Source organism: Ancalomicrobiaceae bacterium S20, from assembly GCA_040269895.1.
GTDB lineage: Bacteria > Pseudomonadota > Alphaproteobacteria > Rhizobiales > Ancalomicrobiaceae > Methyloraptor > Methyloraptor flagellatus.
Genome location: CP158568.1, coordinates 1,277,504 through 1,296,901, shown reverse-complemented (window position 1 = coordinate 1,296,901; position 19,398 = coordinate 1,277,504). Strand labels below are relative to the sequence as shown.

16 protein-coding genes and 1 pseudogene are annotated in these 19,398 nt (G+C 68.0%); 9 read left to right on the top strand and 8 right to left on the bottom strand.

Annotated elements, in window-relative coordinates; translation table 11 throughout:
- Nucleotides 1–53: 53 nt before the first annotated feature.
- From ABS361_06040 to ABS361_06025, 4 genes are all read right to left on the bottom strand, one after another.
- On the bottom strand, nucleotides 54–296 hold the full coding sequence (locus ABS361_06040) for a hypothetical protein (GenBank protein ID XBY45819.1): 243 nt from the start codon (nucleotides 294–296) through the stop codon (nucleotides 54–56).
- Nucleotides 293–1,762, bottom strand: coding sequence for a Fe-S cluster assembly protein SufB (gene sufB, locus ABS361_06035; protein XBY45818.1), 1,470 nt, complete (start codon nucleotides 1,760–1,762; stop codon nucleotides 293–295). The genes ABS361_06040 and sufB overlap by 4 nt, the downstream gene beginning before the upstream one ends.
- A gap of 170 nt (nucleotides 1,763–1,932) precedes the next feature.
- The gene (locus ABS361_06030) at nucleotides 1,933–3,048 is read right to left on the bottom strand and encodes a cysteine desulfurase family protein (GenBank protein ID XBY45817.1); all 1,116 of its coding nucleotides are present in this window, start codon (nucleotides 3,046–3,048) and stop codon (nucleotides 1,933–1,935) included.
- Nucleotides 3,049–3,174: 126 nt separating this feature from the next.
- The gene (locus ABS361_06025) at nucleotides 3,175–4,338 is read right to left on the bottom strand and encodes an aminotransferase class I/II-fold pyridoxal phosphate-dependent enzyme (protein ID XBY45816.1); all 1,164 of its coding nucleotides are present in this window, start codon (nucleotides 4,336–4,338) and stop codon (nucleotides 3,175–3,177) included.
- A gap of 135 nt (nucleotides 4,339–4,473) precedes the next feature.
- On the opposite strand from ABS361_06025, the gene ABS361_06020 reads away from it, so the two are divergent.
- The 6 genes from ABS361_06020 to aat all read left to right on the top strand — a co-directional run bounded on the left by ABS361_06020 (nucleotide 4,474) and on the right by aat (nucleotide 10,972).
- The gene (locus tag ABS361_06020; GenBank protein XBY45815.1) at nucleotides 4,474–5,955 is read left to right on the top strand and encodes a M48 family metalloprotease; all 1,482 of its coding nucleotides are present in this window, start codon (nucleotides 4,474–4,476) and stop codon (nucleotides 5,953–5,955) included.
- A 37-nt stretch (nucleotides 5,956–5,992) separates the two neighbouring features.
- Complete coding sequence (locus ABS361_06015; GenBank protein XBY45814.1) at nucleotides 5,993–6,763, top strand: DsbA family protein; 771 nt, start codon at nucleotides 5,993–5,995, stop codon at nucleotides 6,761–6,763.
- 76 nt (nucleotides 6,764–6,839) lie between these two features.
- A complete protein-coding gene (locus tag ABS361_06010; protein XBY45813.1) occupies nucleotides 6,840–7,940 on the top strand; it encodes an RICIN domain-containing protein in 1,101 nt (366 codons plus the stop codon).
- 278 nt (nucleotides 7,941–8,218) lie between these two features.
- Complete coding sequence (accB, locus tag ABS361_06005) at nucleotides 8,219–8,707, top strand: acetyl-CoA carboxylase biotin carboxyl carrier protein (protein ID XBY45812.1); 489 nt, start codon at nucleotides 8,219–8,221, stop codon at nucleotides 8,705–8,707.
- An 11-nt stretch (nucleotides 8,708–8,718) separates the two neighbouring features.
- Complete coding sequence (accC, locus tag ABS361_06000; protein XBY45811.1) at nucleotides 8,719–10,068, top strand: acetyl-CoA carboxylase biotin carboxylase subunit; 1,350 nt, start codon at nucleotides 8,719–8,721, stop codon at nucleotides 10,066–10,068.
- A gap of 223 nt (nucleotides 10,069–10,291) precedes the next feature.
- The gene (gene aat, locus ABS361_05995) at nucleotides 10,292–10,972 is read left to right on the top strand and encodes a leucyl/phenylalanyl-tRNA--protein transferase (protein XBY45810.1); all 681 of its coding nucleotides are present in this window, start codon (nucleotides 10,292–10,294) and stop codon (nucleotides 10,970–10,972) included.
- Nucleotides 10,973–11,056: 84 nt separating this feature from the next.
- On the opposite strand, the gene ABS361_05990 is transcribed toward aat, so the two are convergent.
- Entirely contained in the window at nucleotides 11,057–11,680 is a 624-nt protein-coding gene (locus ABS361_05990) for a DUF2155 domain-containing protein (protein XBY45809.1), read from the bottom strand.
- A gap of 352 nt (nucleotides 11,681–12,032) precedes the next feature.
- Here ABS361_05990 and ABS361_05985 point away from each other — a divergent pair, with 352 nt between their 5' ends.
- Nucleotides 12,033–12,629, top strand: a complete 597-nt coding sequence (locus ABS361_05985) for a hypothetical protein (GenBank protein XBY45808.1) — start codon at nucleotides 12,033–12,035, stop codon at nucleotides 12,627–12,629.
- A complete protein-coding gene (locus ABS361_05980) occupies nucleotides 12,626–12,814 on the top strand; it encodes a hypothetical protein (GenBank protein ID XBY45807.1) in 189 nt (62 codons plus the stop codon). The genes ABS361_05985 and ABS361_05980 overlap by 4 nt, the downstream gene beginning before the upstream one ends.
- Nucleotides 12,815–12,928: 114 nt before the next feature.
- Here ABS361_05980 and ABS361_05975 read toward each other — a convergent pair whose 3' ends face one another.
- Both ABS361_05975 and ABS361_05970 read right to left on the bottom strand, forming a co-directional pair.
- The gene (locus ABS361_05975; GenBank protein XBY45806.1) at nucleotides 12,929–13,336 is read right to left on the bottom strand and encodes an NADH:ubiquinone oxidoreductase subunit NDUFA12; all 408 of its coding nucleotides are present in this window, start codon (nucleotides 13,334–13,336) and stop codon (nucleotides 12,929–12,931) included.
- An 82-nt stretch (nucleotides 13,337–13,418) separates the two neighbouring features.
- Nucleotides 13,419–14,288: a response regulator gene (locus ABS361_05970; protein ID XBY45805.1), complete on the bottom strand. Its 870-nt coding sequence runs from the start codon at nucleotides 14,286–14,288 to the stop codon at nucleotides 13,419–13,421.
- A 781-nt stretch (nucleotides 14,289–15,069) separates the two neighbouring features.
- On the opposite strand from ABS361_05970, the pseudogene ABS361_05965 reads away from it, so the two are divergent.
- A pseudogene (locus ABS361_05965) lies at nucleotides 15,070–18,754 on the top strand (vitamin B12-dependent ribonucleotide reductase).
- 400 nt (nucleotides 18,755–19,154) lie between these two features.
- Here the strand turns inward: ABS361_05965 and ABS361_05960 are convergent.
- Nucleotides 19,155–19,364, bottom strand: a complete 210-nt coding sequence (locus ABS361_05960; protein ID XBY45804.1) for a hypothetical protein — start codon at nucleotides 19,362–19,364, stop codon at nucleotides 19,155–19,157.
- Nucleotides 19,365–19,398 lie beyond the last annotated feature (34 nt).

The window sequence follows — 19,398 nt, the reverse complement described above, 5'->3', positions numbered from 1 at the left end:
CGGTCGGGTTCGGCTGCTCTGCCGCGGGAAATGGGATGGGATGGGCTAGGCGATCAGTCGACGAGACCCAAGCGGGCATTGATCCGGTCGACCTGGGAACGAAGGCCTTCCACCTCCTGCCTAAGCGTCGCGGTATCTTCGTCATGGACGAGAAGGTCGCGCCGAACGGCCCGAAGAGCGTCTTCGACGTTGGTGATCCGTCGTCCGAGCTCGTCAAAGCGGCGACTGTGCTCGCCCTGCGTGGCGCGGATCGCCCTCAGGTGCTCCAGGACCAGATTGGACGTGTCCTCCGTCATCCGACGCTCCCTTCGAGCGAGATGCCGATCAGCTTCTGCGCCTCGACGGCGAACTCCATCGGCAGTTGCTGCAGCACGTCCTTGACGAAACCGTTGACGATCAGCGCGACCGCTTCCTCCTCCGAAAGCCCGCGGCTCACGCAGTAGAACATCTGGTCCTCGGAGATCTTTGACGTCGTCGCCTCGTGCTCGACCGTGGCGGACGAGTTGCGGGTCTCGATGTAGGGCACCGTGTGCGCGCCGCAGTCCTGGCCGATCAGCAGACTGTCGCAATTGGTGAAGTTGCGCGCGTTCGTCGCCTTGCGGTTGATCGACACCAGACCACGGTAGGTGTTGTTCGAGCGCCCGGCCGAAATGCCCTTCGAGATGATCCGGCTCGACGTGTTCTTGCCGAGATGGATCATCTTGGTGCCGCTGTCGACCTGCTGATAGCCGTTCGAGATCGCGATCGAGTAGAACTCGCCCTGACTCTCGTCACCACGCAGGATGCACGACGGATACTTCCAGGTGATCGCCGAACCGGTCTCGACCTGCGTCCACGAGATCTTCGAGCGTGCGCCGCGGCAGTCGCCGCGCTTGGTCACGAAGTTGTAGATGCCGCCCTTGCCGTCCTTGTCGCCCGGATACCAGTTCTGGACCGTCGAGTACTTGATCTCGGCATCTTCCAGCGCAACGAGCTCGACGACAGCCGCATGCAGCTGGTTCTCGTCGCGCTGCGGCGCGGTGCAGCCTTCCAGATACGAGACGTAGGCGCCCTTGTCGGCGATGATCAGCGTCCGCTCGAACTGGCCGGTGTTCTTCTCGTTGATACGGAAATAGGTCGACAGCTCCATCGGGCAGCGCACGCCCGGCGGGATGTAGACGAACGATCCGTCCGAGAACACGGCCGAATTGAGCGTGGCGTAATAATTGTCGGTCACCGGCACGACCGAACCGAGATACTGGCGCACCAGATCCGGGTACTCGCGCAGCGCCTCCGAGATCGAGCAGAAGATCACGCCGTGCTTCTTCAGCTCCTCGCGGAAGGTCGTGACCACCGACACCGAATCGAACACCGCATCGACGGCGATCTTGGCGCCCTGCACGCCAGCGAGCACCTCCTGCTCCTTGAGCGGGATACCGAGCTTCTCATAGGTCCGCAGGAGCTCCGGATCGACCTCGTCGAGGCTCTTCGGCCCCGCCGTGCCCTTCGGCGCCGCGTAGTAGTAAATGTCGTTGAAGTCGATCTTCGGATAGTCGACGCGCGCCCAGGTCGGCTCTTCCATGGTGAGCCAACGGCGATAGGCGTCGAGGCGCCAGGCGAGCATCCATTCGGGCTCGCCCTTCTTCTCCGAGATGAAGCGGACGATATCCTCGCTGAGGCCCTTGGGCGCCTTCTCGGACTCGATCGCGGTCTCGAAACCGTACTTGTACTGGTCGACGTCGATCGCCAGAACCTGGTCGACCGTTTCCTTCACTGCAGCCATCGCTCTCACCCCAGGACGCGGTTTCAAGGACCGCCGGTTTGAAGAAGCTTCCGGATATCGGAGCTTAACCCGACATCACACGAATCCCAAGCCGGCAGCGTGCATGCCCGCTTCGCAGGAAGCGAAAATGCACGTCCGCCGCTCGGCCCGTCTCCGCGAGCCCTCTCCGGTCAGAGCGCAGCGCTCCGATCGGACAGGGTTCGCGCGGAAAACCGTGCCGCGATCCGCTCGAAGGCGGCAGCCGCCGCCTCGACGTCCGCGCGCGTGGTGTTCCAGCCGAGGCTGAACCGGACCGCGCCGCGGAAATCACCGCCCTCGACCACCCCCATCGCCTTCAACACATGGCTCGCGCCGACCTTGCCCGAGGAACAGGCCGAGCCGGAGGACACGGCGATCCCCGCGAGATCGAAGGCGATCACCGCGGTTTCCGCCGGCCAGCCGGGGACCGACACGAGCGAGGTGTTGAAGATACGGGGCGCGCGGGCGCCATGGATCGCAACATGAGGATATATAGTGCGCAATCGGTCTTCGAGCCAGTCCCTGAGGCCCGAAAGCGGCGACAAGGATAAGGGTTCTCCCGTAGCCAATGCGGCTGCGGCACCGAAGGCGGCGATCGCGGGCGTGTTTTCCGTGCCGCCGCGCCGGTTCTGCTCCTGCCCGCCGCCAGGCATGAGCGCGACCGGCCACAGCTCCGGATCGCGCGCGATCAGCGCGCCGGCGCCCTGGATGCCGCCGATCTTGTGGGCGGAGAGCGTGAGAAAATCGACGTCGAGCGTCGGATCGTCGAGCCGCACGCGCCCGGACGCCTGCACCGCATCGCAGACGAACACGCCGCCGGCCGCGCGCACGATCGGGGCGAGGTCCGCGATCGGCTGGATCACGCCGGTCTCGCTGTTGGCGAGCTGGATCGCGACCAGCGGCCGTCCGCCCGCCCCCCGCTCCGCTTCGAGCCGCACCGCGAGTTCGTCGTGGCGCACGAGGCCGTCCTGATCGACCGGGATCTCGGTCACGCGCTCGGCCGGGAACCGTCCGCCGCGGAGCACCGACGGATGCTCGACCGCCGAGACGAACAGCCGGCTGAACCGCACCTCTTCACCGCCACGCCGCATCACCGGCGTCAGCGCGGTGACATTGGCCTCGGTCGCACCGCTGGTGAACAGCACCTGCCGCGGCGCGACGCCGGTCAGGATCGCCACGGCCTCGCGCGCCCGCTCGATCGCCTTGCGCGCCGCGCGCCCTCGGCATGCACCGACGAGGCGTTGCCGCCCGCGCGCATCGCCGCGCACGCCGCCTCGATCGCCGCCGGGCGTGCCGGGGCGGAGGCGTTGTGGTCGAGGTAGATGCGCGGTGCGGGCATGGGTTTCAGATGGTGTTTGACGCGATGCGTTCGGATGGGCAACGCCGAAGAGGCCTCACTTCAGCCAGGCCTCGACCCGGTCCATCGCCTCGGCGACATCCGCCGTCGTCCCCGCGAAGGAAAAGCGAATGTAACCGTGGCCGCGCTCGCGGTCGAAGTCCGGGCCGGGCGTCGCCGCGACTCCGGCCTCGATCAGCATGCGGCGAGCGAAGTCGACGCTGTCGTTGGAGAAACGCTTGACGCTCGCATAGGCGTAGAACGCGCCGTCGACCGGCAGCAGATCGTCGAGCCCGATCTTCGGCAGGCGTTCGAGCAGCAGCGCGCGGTTGGCGGCGTAGGAGGCCTTGGTCACATCGAGCTCGGCGGTCGCGCGCGGATCGAAGGCCGCGATGGCGGCGCGCTGCGAGATCTCGTTGTTGGAGAGCGTCAGGTTCTGCGCCAGCCGGTCGACCGGCTTCACGAGATTCTCCGGCACCACCATCCAGCCGATGCGCCAGCCCGTCATGCAGTAGTACTTGGAGAAGCTGTTGACCACGATCGCCTTGTCGGAGAAGGCGAGCGCGGTCTCCTGCCGGCCGTTGTAGATGAGGCCGTGGTAGATCTCGTCCGAGATGAACCGCAAGCCCAGATCGTCGCTCGCGCGGACGAGCGCGCCGAGGCTCTCGGGCGAATACATCGTGCCGGTCGGGTTGGCCGGGCTCGCGATCAGCACGCCGTCGAGCCGCTTCTCGGCATGCGCCTTTTCGAGCATCGCCGGCGTCAGCGCCCAGCGCGTCTCCGGGCCGGTCTCGATCTCGACCGCCTCCAGCCCGAGCGCGCCGAGCAGGTTGCGGTAGGCCGGATAGCCCGGCGTCGGCAGCGCGATGCGCGCGCCGGGATCGAAGGCGGCCAGGAACGCCAGGCTGAAACCGCCCGACGAGCCGGCGGTGATCGCGATCCGTTCGGCCGGCACGTCGCGGCCATAGGTCACCCGGTAATGCGCAGCGATCGCCTCGCGCAGCTCGCGGATGCCGAGCGCGTCGGTATAGCCGATGCGCCCCTTGGCGATCACGGCCTGCGCCGCCTCGCGCACCGGCAGCGGTGCCGGCGCGCCCGGCTGGCCGACCTCCATGCGCACCACCCGATGGCCGGCGCGCTCGCGCTCGACCGCGGCGGCGAGCACCTCCATGGCAATGAACGGGTCCACATTGGAGCGAGTGGAAGGATCGAAGCCAGCCATCGATGCGAAATCTCATGTTTTTCCGGAGTGCGACCGTGCCGTGGAGTTGCCCCAATCGGTTCGGCTATAGTCGAGGCAACCGATCCGCGCGCCCCCCGCGTCGTGCAGCCACGACCGCAAGGGAGATGGAGACCAGTGACCACCGAACGGCCAGCGGCCGCCTCGAGCGGCTTCCTTAGGCGAGTTTCGCCCGCCGCGCCACCTCGAGCCGACGCGCGCGGCGCCGAGCGGTCGCGCGCGTCGGGCAGAACCGCCCGTCTGATCGCGGCCGGTCTCGCCCTGCTGCTCGCCGCCGAGCCGGTCGCGCCGGCGCTGGCCCAGCAGGCGGTGCCGGGCTCGATCCCGCTCGTCCGCGATGCCGAAACCGAGACGCTCTTGCGCGACTACGCCGCCCCGATCTTCAAGGCGGCGAACGTGCCCTCGCGCGGCGTCGAGATCATCCTGATCAACGAACGCGAGTACAACGCCTTCGTCGTCGACGGCACGCGCATGTTCATGAACGTCGGCGTGCTGATCGATGCAGCGACGCCGAACGAGGTGATCGGCGTCATCGCCCATGAGACCGGCCATATCGCCGGTTCGCACATGGTGCGGCTGCGCGAGGCGATGGCGCGGGCGCAGACGCTCGCGGTCATCGGCGCCGTGCTCGGCGCCGGGGCGATCGCCGCCAGCGCCGCGACCCGATCTCGCTCCGGCATGGACGGCGGCGCGGCTGTCTTCGCGGGCACCGCACAGGTGGCGCAGCGATCGTTCCTGGCCTATGCCCGCACCGAGGAGATGTCGGCCGACCGGGCCGCGATCACCTATCTGGAGAAGACCGGCCAGTCTGGCCGCGGCATGCTGACGACCTTCAAGCGCTTCGCCGATCAGCTGCTGGTGAAGGCCGCCTCGCTCGACAAATACGCCCTCACCCATCCGATGCCGCAAGAGCGCATCGCCCAGCTCGAACGGCTGATCGAGACGTCGAAATTCGCCGATCGCAAGGATCCGCCCGAGCTCCAGGCCCGCCACGACCTCATGCGCGCCAAGCTCTCCGCCTTCACCGGCAACCTGCGCCTGATCGAGCGCCTCTATCCGGCGACCGACAACGGCCTGCCCGCGCGCTACGCCCGCGCCGTGCTCGCCTACCGGTTCAAGAACCCGGCCGACGCGATCCGCCAGCTCGACGACCTGATCAAGGTGCAGCCGAACAATCCCTATTTCTGGGAGCTGCGCGGCCAGGTCCTGCTCGAATGGGGCAAGCCGCGCGAGGCGCTCGCGCCCTTGCGCAAGGCCGTGTCGCTGGCGCCCAACGCCGGGCCGATCCGCTCGCTGCTCGGTCAGGCGCTGGTCGCGACCGAGGACAAGGCGCTGACCGACGAAGCGATCCGCGAGCTGCAATCCGCCGTAGATCGCGACAAGCTCGATTCGGGCAGCTACCGCTTCCTGGCCCGGGCCTACGCGATGAAGGGCGACCTGCCCAAGGCGGATCTGATGATCGCCAAGGGCCTGTTCGTCGCCGGTGACATTCAGGAGGCGCGGCGCTATGCCAACCGCGCTCAAGGGAATTTGAAGCCGGGGTCGCCGGACTGGCTTCGCGCCGACGATATCGTATCGTACAAGCCGAACACGCCGTGACAGCGCCGTTGCCGGCCGAGACTGAGAGACTTGAACCATGCGGAAGACGCTGAAGACCATCCTCGCCGCCGGCGTCGCCGGTTCGCTCCTGTTCGGCGCGGCCTCCGCCGGTGCGGCCGAGAGCTTCACCGCCGCCCAGAAGGAAGAGCTCGGCCAGATCATCAAGCAGTATCTGCTCGAGAACCCCGAGATCCTCGACGAGGCCATGAGCGCGCTCGAGAAGAAGCGCGCCGATCAGGCTCAGGCGCAGCAGAGCAGGACCATCGCCGAGAAGGCGTCGCTGCTGCTCAATTCGCCGCGCCAGGTCGTGCTCGGCAACCCGAAGGGCGACGTCACCGTCGTCGAGTTCTTCGACTACAACTGCGGCTACTGCAAGCGTGCGATGCCGGACATGCTGGCGCTGCTCGAGCAGGACAAGAACCTGCGCTTCGTCCTGAAGGAGTTCCCGGTGCTCGGCCAGGGCTCGGTCGAGGCCGCGCATGTCGCGACCGCCGTGAACAAGCTCGCCCCGGAGAAGTACCTCGACTTCCACAAGAAGCTGCTCAGCGCTCGCGGCGAGGCCAACAAGGCCCGCGCCATGGAGGCGGCCGTCGCCGTCGGCCTCGACGCAGCCAAGATCGAGGCGGAGATGAAGTCGGCCGAGGTGCAGGCCTCGCTCGAGGAAGGCTTCGGCCTCGCCAACGGCCTCGGCCTGACCGGCACGCCGTCCTACGTGATCGGCCAGCAGGTGATCCCGGGCGCGATCGGCATGCCGAAGCTCAAGGACCGCATCGCCGAGGTGCGCGGCTGCCTGCCGAAGCAGTGCTGAACCGGCGCACCGCGACGTAGCGTCAGCGCGGTGCTTCGGATAGCGTGACCCCCGCGAGAAACGCGGGGGGAACGAGATGATCAGAACGAAGAGCGCGGCCGCCCGGTTCGCGGCGGCCGTGATCGCGGTGTTGATATCGCTGGCCGGGATCGGGGCCGCGGCGGCGCAGCCCTACCGTGTCTGCGAATTCCGCGGCGGCGTGCGCGAGAACGGCGACCTGATCCCGAACGGCCGCTTCTATCGCCAGTTCGGTGCCGACACGAACAAGCTCGCGCTGGCCGCACGCGCCGCCTGCGAACAGAGCGAGGGCACCAAGGGCTGCGAGTCGCTCGGCTGCAACGACATCCAGCAGAGCGATGCCCACCGGTTCCAGTCCGGCGTGATCATGAACACCCTCGCGATCGCGCCCGGCGCTACCTATTGCGAGTACCGCGGCGGCCAGACCGGCGGCCCGGCCGGCTTCTGGTACGACGGCGACATCTTTCTCGGCGTCGATGCCGACCCGGTGCGCGCCCAGGAGATCGCGCAGAAGGCCTGCCTCAAGGCCAAGGGCTTCATGACCGGCTGCCTGCAGATGCTGTGCCGTACGCGGCCGGCGTCGAAGAGCGGGCCGTCTTCGGTCACGGTCGGCGCGCCGAACACGACGGCGAACAACACCACGACCGCCGGCAATTCGACCTCCGGCAACGCGTTCACGGGCAACGCCGGTTTCGGCGGCAACGCGGGCTTCGGCGCGAACGGCGGCAAGCCGGTGAGTAACACCGCCAAGCCCAATCCGTTCGCGGTGACCATGAAGCGGTTCCGTATCGAGGGCGGCGGCATGAACAAGAGCCTCTGCGCCGACGTCATGAACGGCGACCTCAGACCCGGCACGATCGTCCGGGTCTGGGGCTGCAACTTCGCGCCCGCGCAGAACTTCGTGATCAACACGCAGACGGGCCGGATCTCGCCGCAGAAGAACACCGCGCTCTGCGTCGACGACATTCCGGGTCAAGGGCTGGCACTGGTCGATTGCGGCGCGGTCCGGTTCCGCTGGACCTACGATCCGCTGAAGCATGCCGTCCACAACAACGCCGGCCGGTGCTGGGACGTGCGGCGCGGCGAGTACAAGCCCGGCACGCGCCTGATCATGTGGCCGTGCCACGGCAAGATGCCCCAGCGGTTCCAGGCGATGTGACCGGGCGCACGCTCCGCGCGACCACCCGGACGCGCCCCGGGCCAGCTCCGCGCGAACAGCGGGGGAATTCGGGCGCGCCCGCCCTTTCCCTTCCCCGCACTTGCGCCTATAAGACGCGCTCAGCACGCGGGTCCCCTCGACTTTGGTAAGGGGCCTCGCGCTCCGGGTCGGATATGCCGCGCGTCTCGCGCGGTCCCGTCGTCTGACCGACCCCGGCCTATTCGTAACCGAGGCGGTCCGATCGCGGGCCGCCGGACAGAGCGAAGACCGATCCCCCGATGGCAACTTCCAAAAAGCCGTTCGACACCGACGTGATCCGCGATCTCGCGATGCTCATCGCCGAGACCGACCTGACCGAGATCGAGGTGTCGCAAGGCGACCTGCGCATCCGCGTGGCGCGCAACGTCCAGATCGTCGCGCCGGTCCAGGTCACGGCTCCGGCCGCCGCGCCGGCGCCGGCCCCGGTGGCAGCTGCGGTTGCCGCGCCGATGGCTGCCGCCGCGCCGAGCGCGTCGTCCGACTACAGCAAGCATCCCGGCGCCGTGAAGTCGCCGATGGTCGGCACCGCCTACCGGGCGGCCGAACCCGGCGCGCCGGTCTATGTCGAGGTCGGCGACAAGGTCCGCGAGGGCCAGACGCTCCTCATCATCGAGGCGATGAAGACGATGAACCAGATCCCGGCGCCGCGCGCCGGCACGGTCGTGGCCATCCTGTTCGACGACGCGACCCCGGTCGAGTACGGCGAGCCGCTCGTCGTCATCGAATGACGGGGGCGCGCGTGTTCAACAAGATCCTGATCGCGAACCGCGGCGAGATCGCCCTTCGCGTGCTGCGCGCCTGCAAGGAGCTCGGCATCAAGACCGTCGCGGTCCATTCGACCGCCGACGCCGACGCCATGCATGTGCGCCTCGCCGACGAGAGCGTCTGCATCGGCCCGCCGCCGGCCCGCGACAGCTATCTGAACATCCCACAGCTCGTCGCCGCCTGCGAGATCACTGGCGCCGAGGCCGTGCATCCGGGCTACGGCTTCCTGTCGGAGAACGCCCGCTTCGCCGAGATCCTGGAAGCGCACGGCGTCACCTTCATCGGACCCTCGTCCGAGCACATCCACATCATGGGCGACAAGATCGAGGCCAAGCGCACCGCCGCCCGCCTCGGTATTCCGGTCGTGCCCGGCTCGGAGGGCGGCGTGGCCAACGAGCACGAGGCGCTGCGCATCGCCAAGGACATCGGCTTCCCCGTGCTGATCAAGGCCGCCGCCGGCGGCGGCGGTCGCGGCATGAAGGTCGCCCGGTCCGAGGCCGATCTCGCCGAGGCCTTCGCCACCGCCCGTGCCGAGGCCCGCGCCGCCTTCGGCGACGACAGCGTCTACATCGAAAAGTATCTCGGCCGCCCGCGCCACATCGAAGTCCAGGTCATGGGCGACGGCAAGGGCAAGGCGATCCATCTCGGCGAGCGTGATTGTTCCTTGCAGCGTCGCCACCAGAAGGTCTGGGAAGAGGCGAATTCGCCGGCGCTCAACGCCGCCGAACGCGAGAAGATCGGCGGCATCGTCGCCCGCGCCTGCGCCAATCTCGGCTATGCCGGCGCCGGCACGGTCGAATTCCTCTACGAGGACGGCGAGTTCTACTTCATCGAGATGAACACGCGTCTCCAGGTGGAGCATCCGGTCACCGAGGCGATCACCGGCATCGATCTCGTCAACGAGCAGATCCGCGTCGCCTCCGGCGCCGGCCTGTCCGTCGAACAGGACGACATCGAGTTCAACGGCCACGCCATCGAGTGCCGCATCAACGCCGAGAACCCGGCGACCTTCGCACCGTCGCCCGGCCGGATCACCTATTTCCATCCGCCCGGCGGCCTCGGCGTGCGCGTCGACAGCGGCGTCTATCAGGGCTACTCGATCCCGCCCTACTACGACAGCCTGATCGGCAAGCTGATCGTGCACGGCCGCAACCGCGTCGAATGCATGATGCGGCTGCGCCGCTGCCTCGACGAGTTCGTCGTCGACGGCATCCAGACCACGATCCCGCTGTTCCGCCGCCTGATCGACAACCAGGACATCGCCAACGGCCAGTACGACATCCACTGGCTCGAGCGTTTCCTGGCCGAGAACCCGATCGCCTGATCCGGACCCGCCCGGTTCCCCACGGGGTCCGGGCGGCCGCCCTTTCAGGCCCATCGGAGCCGCGATCGCGCGCACTGGCGCAGGACCGCGCTTCGCTCTAGGCTTCATCACGACAATCGACCGGCCTCGCGCGAGCCCTTGGGCGCGGCATGACTGTCCGTGCCCACCCGCACGCGACCGGCCGGAGCAGGTACGCACCGGAGCAGGTAAGCAGAAGAGCCCCATGGCCGCCCGCGACAAGACACCGGACATCACGGCGGAGGTCCTGCTCAAGGCCTATGCGGTCGGCATCTTCCCGATGGCCGAATCCGCTGACGATCCGAGCCTGTTCTGGATCGAGCCGGAGCGGCGCGGCATCATCCCGCTCGACGATTTCCATGTGCCGAAGCGGCTCGCGCGCACCGTCCGCTCCGACCATTTCACCATCCGCGTCGACCGCACCTTCGACGGCGTCATCGACGGATGCGCAGCGCCCGCCCCCGGCCGGCGCAAGACCTGGATCAACGCCCGCATCCGCAAGCTCTACGGCGAGCTCTTTACGCTCGGCCATTGCCACACCGTCGAGACCTGGCACGACGGCGAGCTGGTCGGCGGGCTCTACGGCGTCAGCCTCGGCACGGCCTTCTTCGGCGAGAGCATGTTCTCGCGCGAGACCGACGCCTCGAAGGTGGCGCTCGTGCATCTGGTCGCGCGGATGAAGGCCGGCGGCTACACGCTGCTCGACACGCAGTTCGTGACCGATCATCTGGCGAAGTTCGGCGCCGTCGAGATCCCCAAGCGCAGCTACCAAGGCCTGCTCGACCGCGCCATGCGCGGCCAGGCCGATTTCTACGCGCTCGGTCGCGATGAAGTGCGGGGAGACGCGATCATGCGGCTGGCCGGTGGAGCGCCCGAGCCGCGCTGAAGCGTAGCCCTCCCCCGTTCGAGGGCACGTCGCCGTCCCGGCGTCCTCGCCGGATCGCGGGAAGAGCCGGAAAGCCGGATCGGATCACTGAATGGCCGGAGCCGCCGGCGGCTGCGCGTTCTGGCGCTTCGGCGCCTGCGGCTTGGCGGCGCCCTGCCCCGCGGAACCCTGCCCGTTCGCGCCTCCCTGTGCCGGCGCGGCAGCCGGTGTCGCGGCCGGCGGTGCCTCCTGCGCGACCGGCGCGGGCGTCGTCTCCGGCGCCCCCTTGCAGTCCTTCAGCCACACGTCATAGACCGCGTGCTCGACCGCATGCAGGCCCGGGCTGTCGGCGAACATCCAGCCGGTGAAGATGCGGCGGATCTTGTTTTCGAGCGTGATCTCGTCGACCTCGACGAACGAGGTCGTCAGCGGCGCGATCGTCTGCGGCCGCGAATAGCAGACGCGCGGCGTCACCTGCAGCGCGCCGAATTGCACCGTCTCGTTGATCGCGACATCGAAGGTGATGATACGGCCGGTGATCTTGTCGAGGCCGGCGAAGACGGCCGTCGGCTGCGAGATCTTCGTTCCGTCGTCAGGCGACGGCGGCGGCGGCGCGATCTTCGCCCCGGCGGCGAACGCCGGTCCCGCGGCAACGCCGAGCGCCAGGACGGCGACGGCCAGACGGACAGCGGGCGAGAAACGGGAACGGCCGGTGGCGGAGAAGGTCATCGATCAGGTCCGAAGGCCCGGCGCCGCGCGGGACACCGGAACGAGTCCGCAAAGGGACGTGCATGAGCCGCGGCGTTTAGCATGCGGGTGTGGCGGCGAAAAGGCCGCGTTCCCGGTTCCGGCGCCGATCACAGGCGGACGCCCGCCGCCACTCGGGCGGCGCGCAATTATCCGGCCGTCGCACCGGAGCAATCGCGAGATTTTTCGAAATCGCGCAAGCAGACGTTTAACCCTACCTGCCTATTCACCCTGTCGCTCAAGCCACGGTTAAAGTCGATCCGCTTTCCTTTCCCTCGCGGACAAGAGCCCGGGAGGCGCTCCGCAGGGGGATGGGATGGTACTTCGTGCGTTCATGGCTGCGGCACTGGCCGCTTGTCTCGGCGGCTGCTCCGACTGGACCGAGGCCGTGGTGACATCGGCCGCCGCTTCTGCATCGGCATCGACGCCCGTCGCCGACCTGACGCCGACCGCCAGCACGGGCTTTCCCCTCGCGGGCCGCTGGGCCTGGAGCACCGGCGGCCGCCGGCTGCCGTCGCGCGATATCGGCTGCTCGGCCGGCCGCTCGCATCTGGTCATCGACGACACCGCCGTGCGCGTCGAGCGCGACGCCTGGAGCCAGGACGTGTTCACGATCGGCGGCTGGCGCCGGATCGACCGCGACAAGATCGAACTGAAGCTCGACGAGACCGCGCAAGCCGGTCGCCGCCGGCTGCGCGCGGTCGTGGCCGTGGCGAACGACCGCGCCAGGCTCGTCTCGGCGGAAGTGATGGTCGATACCTCGACCGGCCTCACCGGCGACGCGCTCCTGAAGCGCCGGCTCGACGACGGCCGCGCCGTCGCCGAACTCGAAGGCATCTTCAAGCTCGAGAACTGCGAGCGGGCGACGACGCTCGCGCTCGCCTCGATGCGCAGCACCATCGACATGGGCAAGTGGGAGCTCCGGCGATGACCATCGACAGCGAGACCGAGACCCTCGAAGACATCGCCGACGATCGCGCCGACGGCTTCGTCGCGGTCTATGTCGATCCGCGCGGCCGGGCGCGCGCGGCCCTGGTGCCCGGCGAACGCCAGCCGCGCTTCGCCCCGCGCGTCTCGCTCGCCGATCCCGCCGTCTTCGCCGGCACGATCCACTGATCGCCGCCTGAGGCACGGACGGCACCATATCCTCATCCAAAACACGAAGAGCGCCGGCGAAGCCACCGGCGCTCTTCGTGTTTTGGTCGTTGATGAAACCGGATTTGCGTCCGATCAGTCCGGCTGCCAGGCCCGGTAGTCGCCGGTCGCGTGCGGGCGCTCGCCGGTCGACAGGATCGAGCCCTTCGGCCGATAGGCACCGGCGGTGCCGGTCTGGTTGGGCCGATGCGGCTTCATCCAGGGGCGCGCGACGAAATTCTCGTCGTCCGGCACGACATCGAGCTTGTGGTGCATCCAGCCGTACCAGCCGGGCGGGATCTTCGAAGCCTCGGCCTCGCCATTATAGATCACCCAGCGGCGCTCGAAGCCGAGCACCGGATCGATCGCGCCGCCGCGGGTCCGATAATAGGTGTTGCCGAACGCGTCGGTGCCGACCTTCTCGCCATGGCGCCAGGTGTGGAACCGGGTGCCCATGGTCTGGCCGTTCCACCAGGTGAACAACTGCAGCAGGAATTCCTTCATGCGAACCCACTCCGCTCGGCAGCCCGCGAGACCGGCGGCGCAGAGCCCGGTGGCCCGCGCGCGTCGCTGTGCTCGGCGGTGGTTATGACGCCGGAACCGGGCTCTGTCCAGTCGATGCGCGCGGCCGGCGCGGCTTGGTTTCGGCGAAGCCGCCGAGCCGTTCGACGATGGCCCTGGTCGGCTCCGGCGGCGCCGCCGGTTTCGACGCGACTTCGGTCATGTCCGCGCCCGGCTTCGGCGCCGGCCGCTTGGCTTTGCCCTTGGCACGCGCGTCGGCGATGACCTTTGCCATATGGGCGGCGTGCTCGTTGCTGGCGGCCGCCTCCGCGGCGGTCACCACGCGAACCTTCGGGCGACGGAAGCTGCCTTCCTCGTGGAGATCCGGCACGTCGGCGAACATCTGGCCCGATTCGGTCCGCGTCGCGGACTGCTGGACCGTCAGACCGGTGATCTTGGCCCAGCGATCGCGCTGTGCCGCGAGCTGCTGATCGTGGCCCTCGAGCCGGAACACGCCGGCGGCCTCGTCGGAAACGAATCGGCGCTGGTCGTTGACCACCGCCTCGATGCGCTTCTGGATCGTCTGCGGCGATACCGGCTTGGCCACGATGTAATGCGTGCCCTCGCGCACGCCCGCCTCGATCAGCTGGCGCGTCGCATGCGCCGTGACCAGGATCGCCGGCACGGTCGCGACCGGACCGCTGCGGACGTCGCGCATCATGCGAATGAGACCCAGCCCGTCGGTCGGCTTCATGTTCCAGTCGGTGATCAGCAGATGCGGCGGCTCCAGGATCATCGACTGCAGGGCGGCCTCGGCATTGTCGAACACGCGCACGCGCCCGACCCGAATCGCATGCAGGATTGTCCGGAAGATCGTCTGCATCGGCTTCGAATCATCGACCACGACGACGTCGAGCTGGTCGATCGGCACGCCGAACGCACGATGATGCCGCATGTCTCACCCTCTCCCGTTGCAGGGCCGCCCAGGCCCCGCCCGGAGCGCCCCGCCCGGAACGCCCCGCCCGGAGCGCCCCGAACCGGCTCCGGAGCCCGCGAGCGCGCCCGTCGCGCCGCGGATTTGCCGCGCCGCCGGGCCGTTTCCGGACCGCTTCAGAGACTGCCACACCGGGCTGAACGGCCGGTTGCGCCGGATGCTTCAAATCGACAGGAATTTCGATGCGTATTGTCCGGATCGGTGCTTCCCGGCGGAAATCCGCGCCCCGACGCACGTTCCGACGCGCGTTCCGGCGCGACCTGCGTCCGTGATCGACCGGACCGCCGTCCGCCGTCCCCGTTTTCCACACACCTCGGACGGCGTGGATAACAATATGTAGCCGGCAATACGAGGGTCGCCCGCTAGTCCTTGACGCCGTTCGCTGACTCGGACTAGCCTTTCTTCATCACGCAGACAGCTCGCGTCGCCCGGGTGTTCCCGAGGCGGAGTTCAAGCCGAAAATCGAGTGTTTCCAGTGACCCGGCGTCCCGAGAAGGGCCGCACGGGCCTCTCGACGCGCGCCGTTCGGACCGCCTGCGGGCGCGGACCGGAACTCTTTCCGGCCTCGTGCATTAAGGAGTGAGTAACACTATATCTGGTATTGCCTCGGTCAGCCGACACAAGATATCTGGGGAGCAACCCCGGAATCGGCGACAGGCAGGCGTGGAACGAGTTCGGGCAAATCGTGATAGGATCGGGCATCCGCGGATAGCGGCCCGATCGACTTTGGGGGTCGAATATCATGCGCATGGAGCGGCGCTTCACGACGGCGGGACGTTCGCCGTACGCGGCCATCGAATTCCGGACCACGACGAGCGAGATCCGCAATCCGGACGGCTCGATCGTGTTCAAGCTGGACGGCATCGAGGTGCCGAACCAGTTCAGCCAGGTCGCGGCCGACATCCTCGCCCAGAAGTACTTCCGCAAGGCGGGCGTACCGGCGAAGCTGAAGCGCGTCGAGGAGGAGACCGTCCCCTCCTGGCTGTGGCGCTCCGTGCCGGACGAGAAGGCGCTCGCGAAGCTGCCCGAAACCGAGCGCTACGGCTCGGAGACCGACGCGCGCCAGGTGTTCGACCGTCTCGCCGGCACCTGGACCTACTGGGGCTGGAAGGGCGGCTACTTCGACCAGGAAGAAGACGCCCGCACCTTCTATGACGAGCTGCGCTACATGCTGGCCAAGCAGCTGGTCGCGCCGAACAGCCCGCAGTGGTTCAACACCGGCCTGCATTGGGCCTACGGCATCGACGGCCCGAGCCAGGGCCACTTCTACGTCGACTACCGCACCGGCGCCCTCACCCGCTCCGAGAGCGCCTACGAGCACCCCCAGCCGCACGCCTGCTTCATCCAGTCGGTCGACGACGACCTCGTCAACGAGAACGGCATCATGGACCTGTGGGTCCGTGAGGCGCGCCTGTTCAAATACGGCTCCGGCACCGGCTCGAACTTCTCCCGGCTGCGCGGCGACGGCGAGCGCCTCGGCGGTGGCGGCCGCTCCTCGGGCCTGATGAGCTTCCTGAAGATCGGCGACCGCGCCGCGGGCGCCATCAAGTCGGGCGGCACGACCCGCCGCGCCGCCAAGATGGTCGTGGTCGACATCGACCATCCCGACATCGAGGCCTACATCAACTGGAAGGTCAAGGAAGAGCAGAAGGTCGCCGCGCTCGTCACCGGCTCGAAGATCTGCTCCAAGCACCTCTCCGCGATCATGAAGGCCTGCGTGAACTGCGAGGCCTCGGGCGAGGATTGCTTCGACCCGGCGAAGAACACCGCCCTGAAGCGCGAGATCCGCGCGGCGAAGAAGAACGCCGTGCCGGAGAACTACATCAAGCGCGTGATACAGTTCGCCAAGCAGGGCTACACGGACATAGAGTTCCCGGTCTACGACACCGATTGGGACTCGGAGGCCTACCTGACGGTCTCCGGCCAGAACTCGAACAACTCGGTGCGCGTCACCGACGAGTTCCTGCGCGCGGTCGAGACCGACGGCAAGTGGGATCTGATCCGCCGCACCGACGGCAAGATCAAGAAGACCCTGCGCGCCCGCGAACTGTGGGAGACCATCGGCCACGCCGCCTGGGCCTCGGCCGATCCGGGCATCCAGTTCCACACCACGATCAACGACTGGCACACCTGCCCGGCTTCCGGCGAGATCCGCGCCTCGAATCCGTGCTCGGAGTACATGTTCCTCGACGATACGGCGTGCAATCTCGCCTCGGTGAACCTGCTGCCCTACCGCAAGGAAGACGGCTCGTTCGACATTGAAGCCTACGAGCACACCTGCCGGTTCTGGACCGTCGTGCTCGAGGTTTCGGTGCTGATGGCGCAGTTCCCGAGCCGCGCGATCGCCGAACTCTCCTACAAGTTCCGCACGCTCGGCCTCGGCTACGCCAACATCGGCGGCCTCCTGATGTCGTCCGGCATCGCCTACGACAGCCCGGAAGGCCGCGCGATCTGCGGCGCACTGACCGCGATCATGACCGGCGTCGCCTACAAGACCTCGGCCGAGATGGCCAAGGAGCTCGGGCCCTTCCCCGGCTACACCGAAAACGCCGGCGACATGCTGCGCGTGATCCGCAATCACCGCCGCGCCGCCCATGGCAACCTCGACGGCTACGAGAAGCTCGCAACCCTGCCCGTGCCGCTCGACCATGCCTCCTGCCCGGACCAGCGGCTGATCGCGGCGGCGACCCGGGCCTGGGACGAGGCCCTGACGCTCGGCGAGAAGTTCGGCTACCGCAACGCCCAGACCACCGTGATCGCGCCGACCGGCACGATCGGCCTCGTCATGGACTGCGACACCACCGGCATCGAGCCCGACTTCGCGCTCGTGAAGTTCAAGAAGCTCGCCGGCGGCGGCTACTTCAAGATCATCAACCAGTCGGTGCCGCAGGCCCTGCGTACGCTCGGCTATCGCGAGAGCGAGATCGCCGAAGTGGAAGCCTATGCGGTCGGCCACGGCTCGCTCGCCCAGGCGCCGGGCGTCAACCCGACCACGCTGAAGGCGCGCGGCTTCACCGACGAGGCCCTGGCCAAGGTCGCGGCCGGCCTGAAGTCGGCGTTCGACATCAAGTTCGCCTTCAACAAGTGGACGCTCGGCGAGGACTTCTGCAAGACCGTGCTCGGCTTCTCCGCCGAGGACCTCGACAGCCCGTCCTTCGACATGCTGACCGCGCTCGGCTACTCGAAGGCCGAGATCGAGGCCGCCAACATCCACGTCTGCGGCGCGATGACGGTCGAGGGCGCCCCGCACCTCAAGGCCGAACACCTCGCCGTGTTCGACTGCGCCAATCCGTGCGGCCGTACCGGCAAGCGCTTCCTGTCGGTGGAGAGCCACATCCGCATGATGGCGGCGGCGCAGCCGTTCATCTCGGGCGCGATCTCCAAGACCATCAACATGCCGAACGACGCCTCGGTCGAGGACGCCAAGAACGCCTACATGCTGTCCTGGCGTCTGGCGCTCAAGGCGAACGCGCTCTACCGCGACGGTTCGAAACTGTCGCAGCCGCTGAACAGCCAGCTCATCGCCGATGATGAGGACGAGGCGGAGGACGCGATCGAGGCCATGCGCGCGAGCCAGCCGGCTCAGTCGCGCGCCAGCGTGGCGGCCGAGCGCATCGTCGAGCGCATCATCGAGCGGCATGTCCGCCAGCGCGAGAAGATGCCGAACCGCCGCAAGGGCTACACCCAGAAGGCGGTCGTCGGCGGCCACAAGGTCTACCTGCGCACCGGCGAATACGACGACGGCCGCATCGGCGAGATCTTCATCGACATGCACAAGGAAGGCTCGGCCTTCCGCGCGCTGATGGACTCATTCTCGATCGCGGTCTCGGTCGGCCTGCAATATGGCGTGCCGCTCGAGGAGTTCGTCGACGCCTTCGTGTTCACGAAGTTCGAGCCAGCGGGCATGGTGATCGGCAACGAGGCGATCAAGAACGCCACCTCGATCCTCGACTACATCTTCCGCGAACTGGCGGTCAGCTATCTCGGCCGCCACGACCTCGCCCACACCAACCCGGACGACTTCGGCACGACGGTCGGCGATGCCGACACCGCGCCGCGTCCGGGCCCGGAGACGGTGGTCTCCCGCGGCCTGGTCCGTGGCCGGGTCCACGAGCGCCTGAAGGTGGTCGAAGGCGCCGCCAACCGCGGCGGCTCGACCGCGACCGCGGCTTCGAACGTGGTGACGACGCTCGGCACCGTGTTCGGCGCGACCGCGCTGAAGGCCGGATCGGCGCTTCGAGGCCGCGCAGGCGACGGTCGGCAAGGCCGAAGCCCGCCCGGTCCAGGACGTCGGCGCCAAGATCGCGGAAGCGCGCATGAAGGGCTACGAGGGCGAGAACTGCCAGGAATGCGGCAACTTCACGATGGTGCGCAACGGCACCTGCCTGAAGTGTGACACCTGCGGCTCGACGAGCGGCTGCAGCTGAGGCGGCAGGGTGTGTTGAAGACCCCTGAGTTCCGTCCAAAGTCACTCAAATTCCAGCCAAAAAGGCGGTTTTGAGTGCCCATTTCCCTTTAAAAACAGTGAGTTATCGCCAAGAGGCCCGTCACCCGACGGGCCTTTTATGTCTCGGGGTTCCATTTATCCGAACACCCCCCTGTGGAGCGGGCGAGCCCCTCGGGAAAGCAACGAAACTCTCGGTGGCAGGCAGCGACGGGTGGTGGTTCTTCATGGGGCGTCCATGTCTGGCGAACGCGCGGGGCGCCCTGCCCCGCCGACGGCGTCAGGCGAGGTGCGCAGTGCGTTGGTGGTGGTGTTTCGGACGGACGTGCGAGAACGCCGGCTCCGGCTCCGGCTCCGGCCCGACCGGTCGGATCGCCCTGCGCTCAAGCCGACGTCCGCCGGTCTGCCGGAACCTCGGCGAGGGAGCGGTCGAGCGCGGCGAGACAGGCGTTCGCCTCGTCCATGCTCAGGCACAGCGGCGGTCTGATCTTGATGATGTTGCCGTACGGGCCCGACGACGCGAGCAGGACGCCGAGCGACTTCATGCGTTCGCGCACCCAGAGGGCCGCGAGCTTCGCCGGCTTCTTCGTCACGCGGTCTTCGACCAGCTCGACGCCGTAGACATGA

Coding starts and splice junctions, on each gene's coding strand:
- ABS361_05975 (XBY45806.1), bottom strand. CDS start 13,336: ATGAAGGAATTCCTGCTGCAGTTGTTCACCTGGTGGAACGGCCAGACC.
- ABS361_05985 (XBY45808.1), top strand. CDS start 12,033: ATGGCTGCGGCACTGGCCGCTTGTCTCGGCGGCTGCTCCGACTGGACC.
- aat (XBY45810.1), top strand. CDS start 10,292: ATGGCCGCCCGCGACAAGACACCGGACATCACGGCGGAGGTCCTGCTC.
- ABS361_06010 (XBY45813.1), top strand. CDS start 6,840: ATGATCAGAACGAAGAGCGCGGCCGCCCGGTTCGCGGCGGCCGTGATC.
- ABS361_06015 (XBY45814.1), top strand. CDS start 5,993: ATGCGGAAGACGCTGAAGACCATCCTCGCCGCCGGCGTCGCCGGTTCG.
- accB (XBY45812.1), top strand. CDS start 8,219: ATGGCAACTTCCAAAAAGCCGTTCGACACCGACGTGATCCGCGATCTC.
- sufB (XBY45818.1), bottom strand. CDS start 1,762: ATGGCTGCAGTGAAGGAAACGGTCGACCAGGTTCTGGCGATCGACGTC.
- ABS361_05980 (XBY45807.1), top strand. CDS start 12,626: ATGACCATCGACAGCGAGACCGAGACCCTCGAAGACATCGCCGACGAT.
- ABS361_05970 (XBY45805.1), bottom strand. CDS start 14,288: ATGCGGCATCATCGTGCGTTCGGCGTGCCGATCGACCAGCTCGACGTC.
- ABS361_06025 (XBY45816.1), bottom strand. CDS start 4,338: ATGGCTGGCTTCGATCCTTCCACTCGCTCCAATGTGGACCCGTTCATT.
- ABS361_05990 (XBY45809.1), bottom strand. CDS start 11,680: ATGACCTTCTCCGCCACCGGCCGTTCCCGTTTCTCGCCCGCTGTCCGT.
- ABS361_06040 (XBY45819.1), bottom strand. CDS start 296: ATGACGGAGGACACGTCCAATCTGGTCCTGGAGCACCTGAGGGCGATC.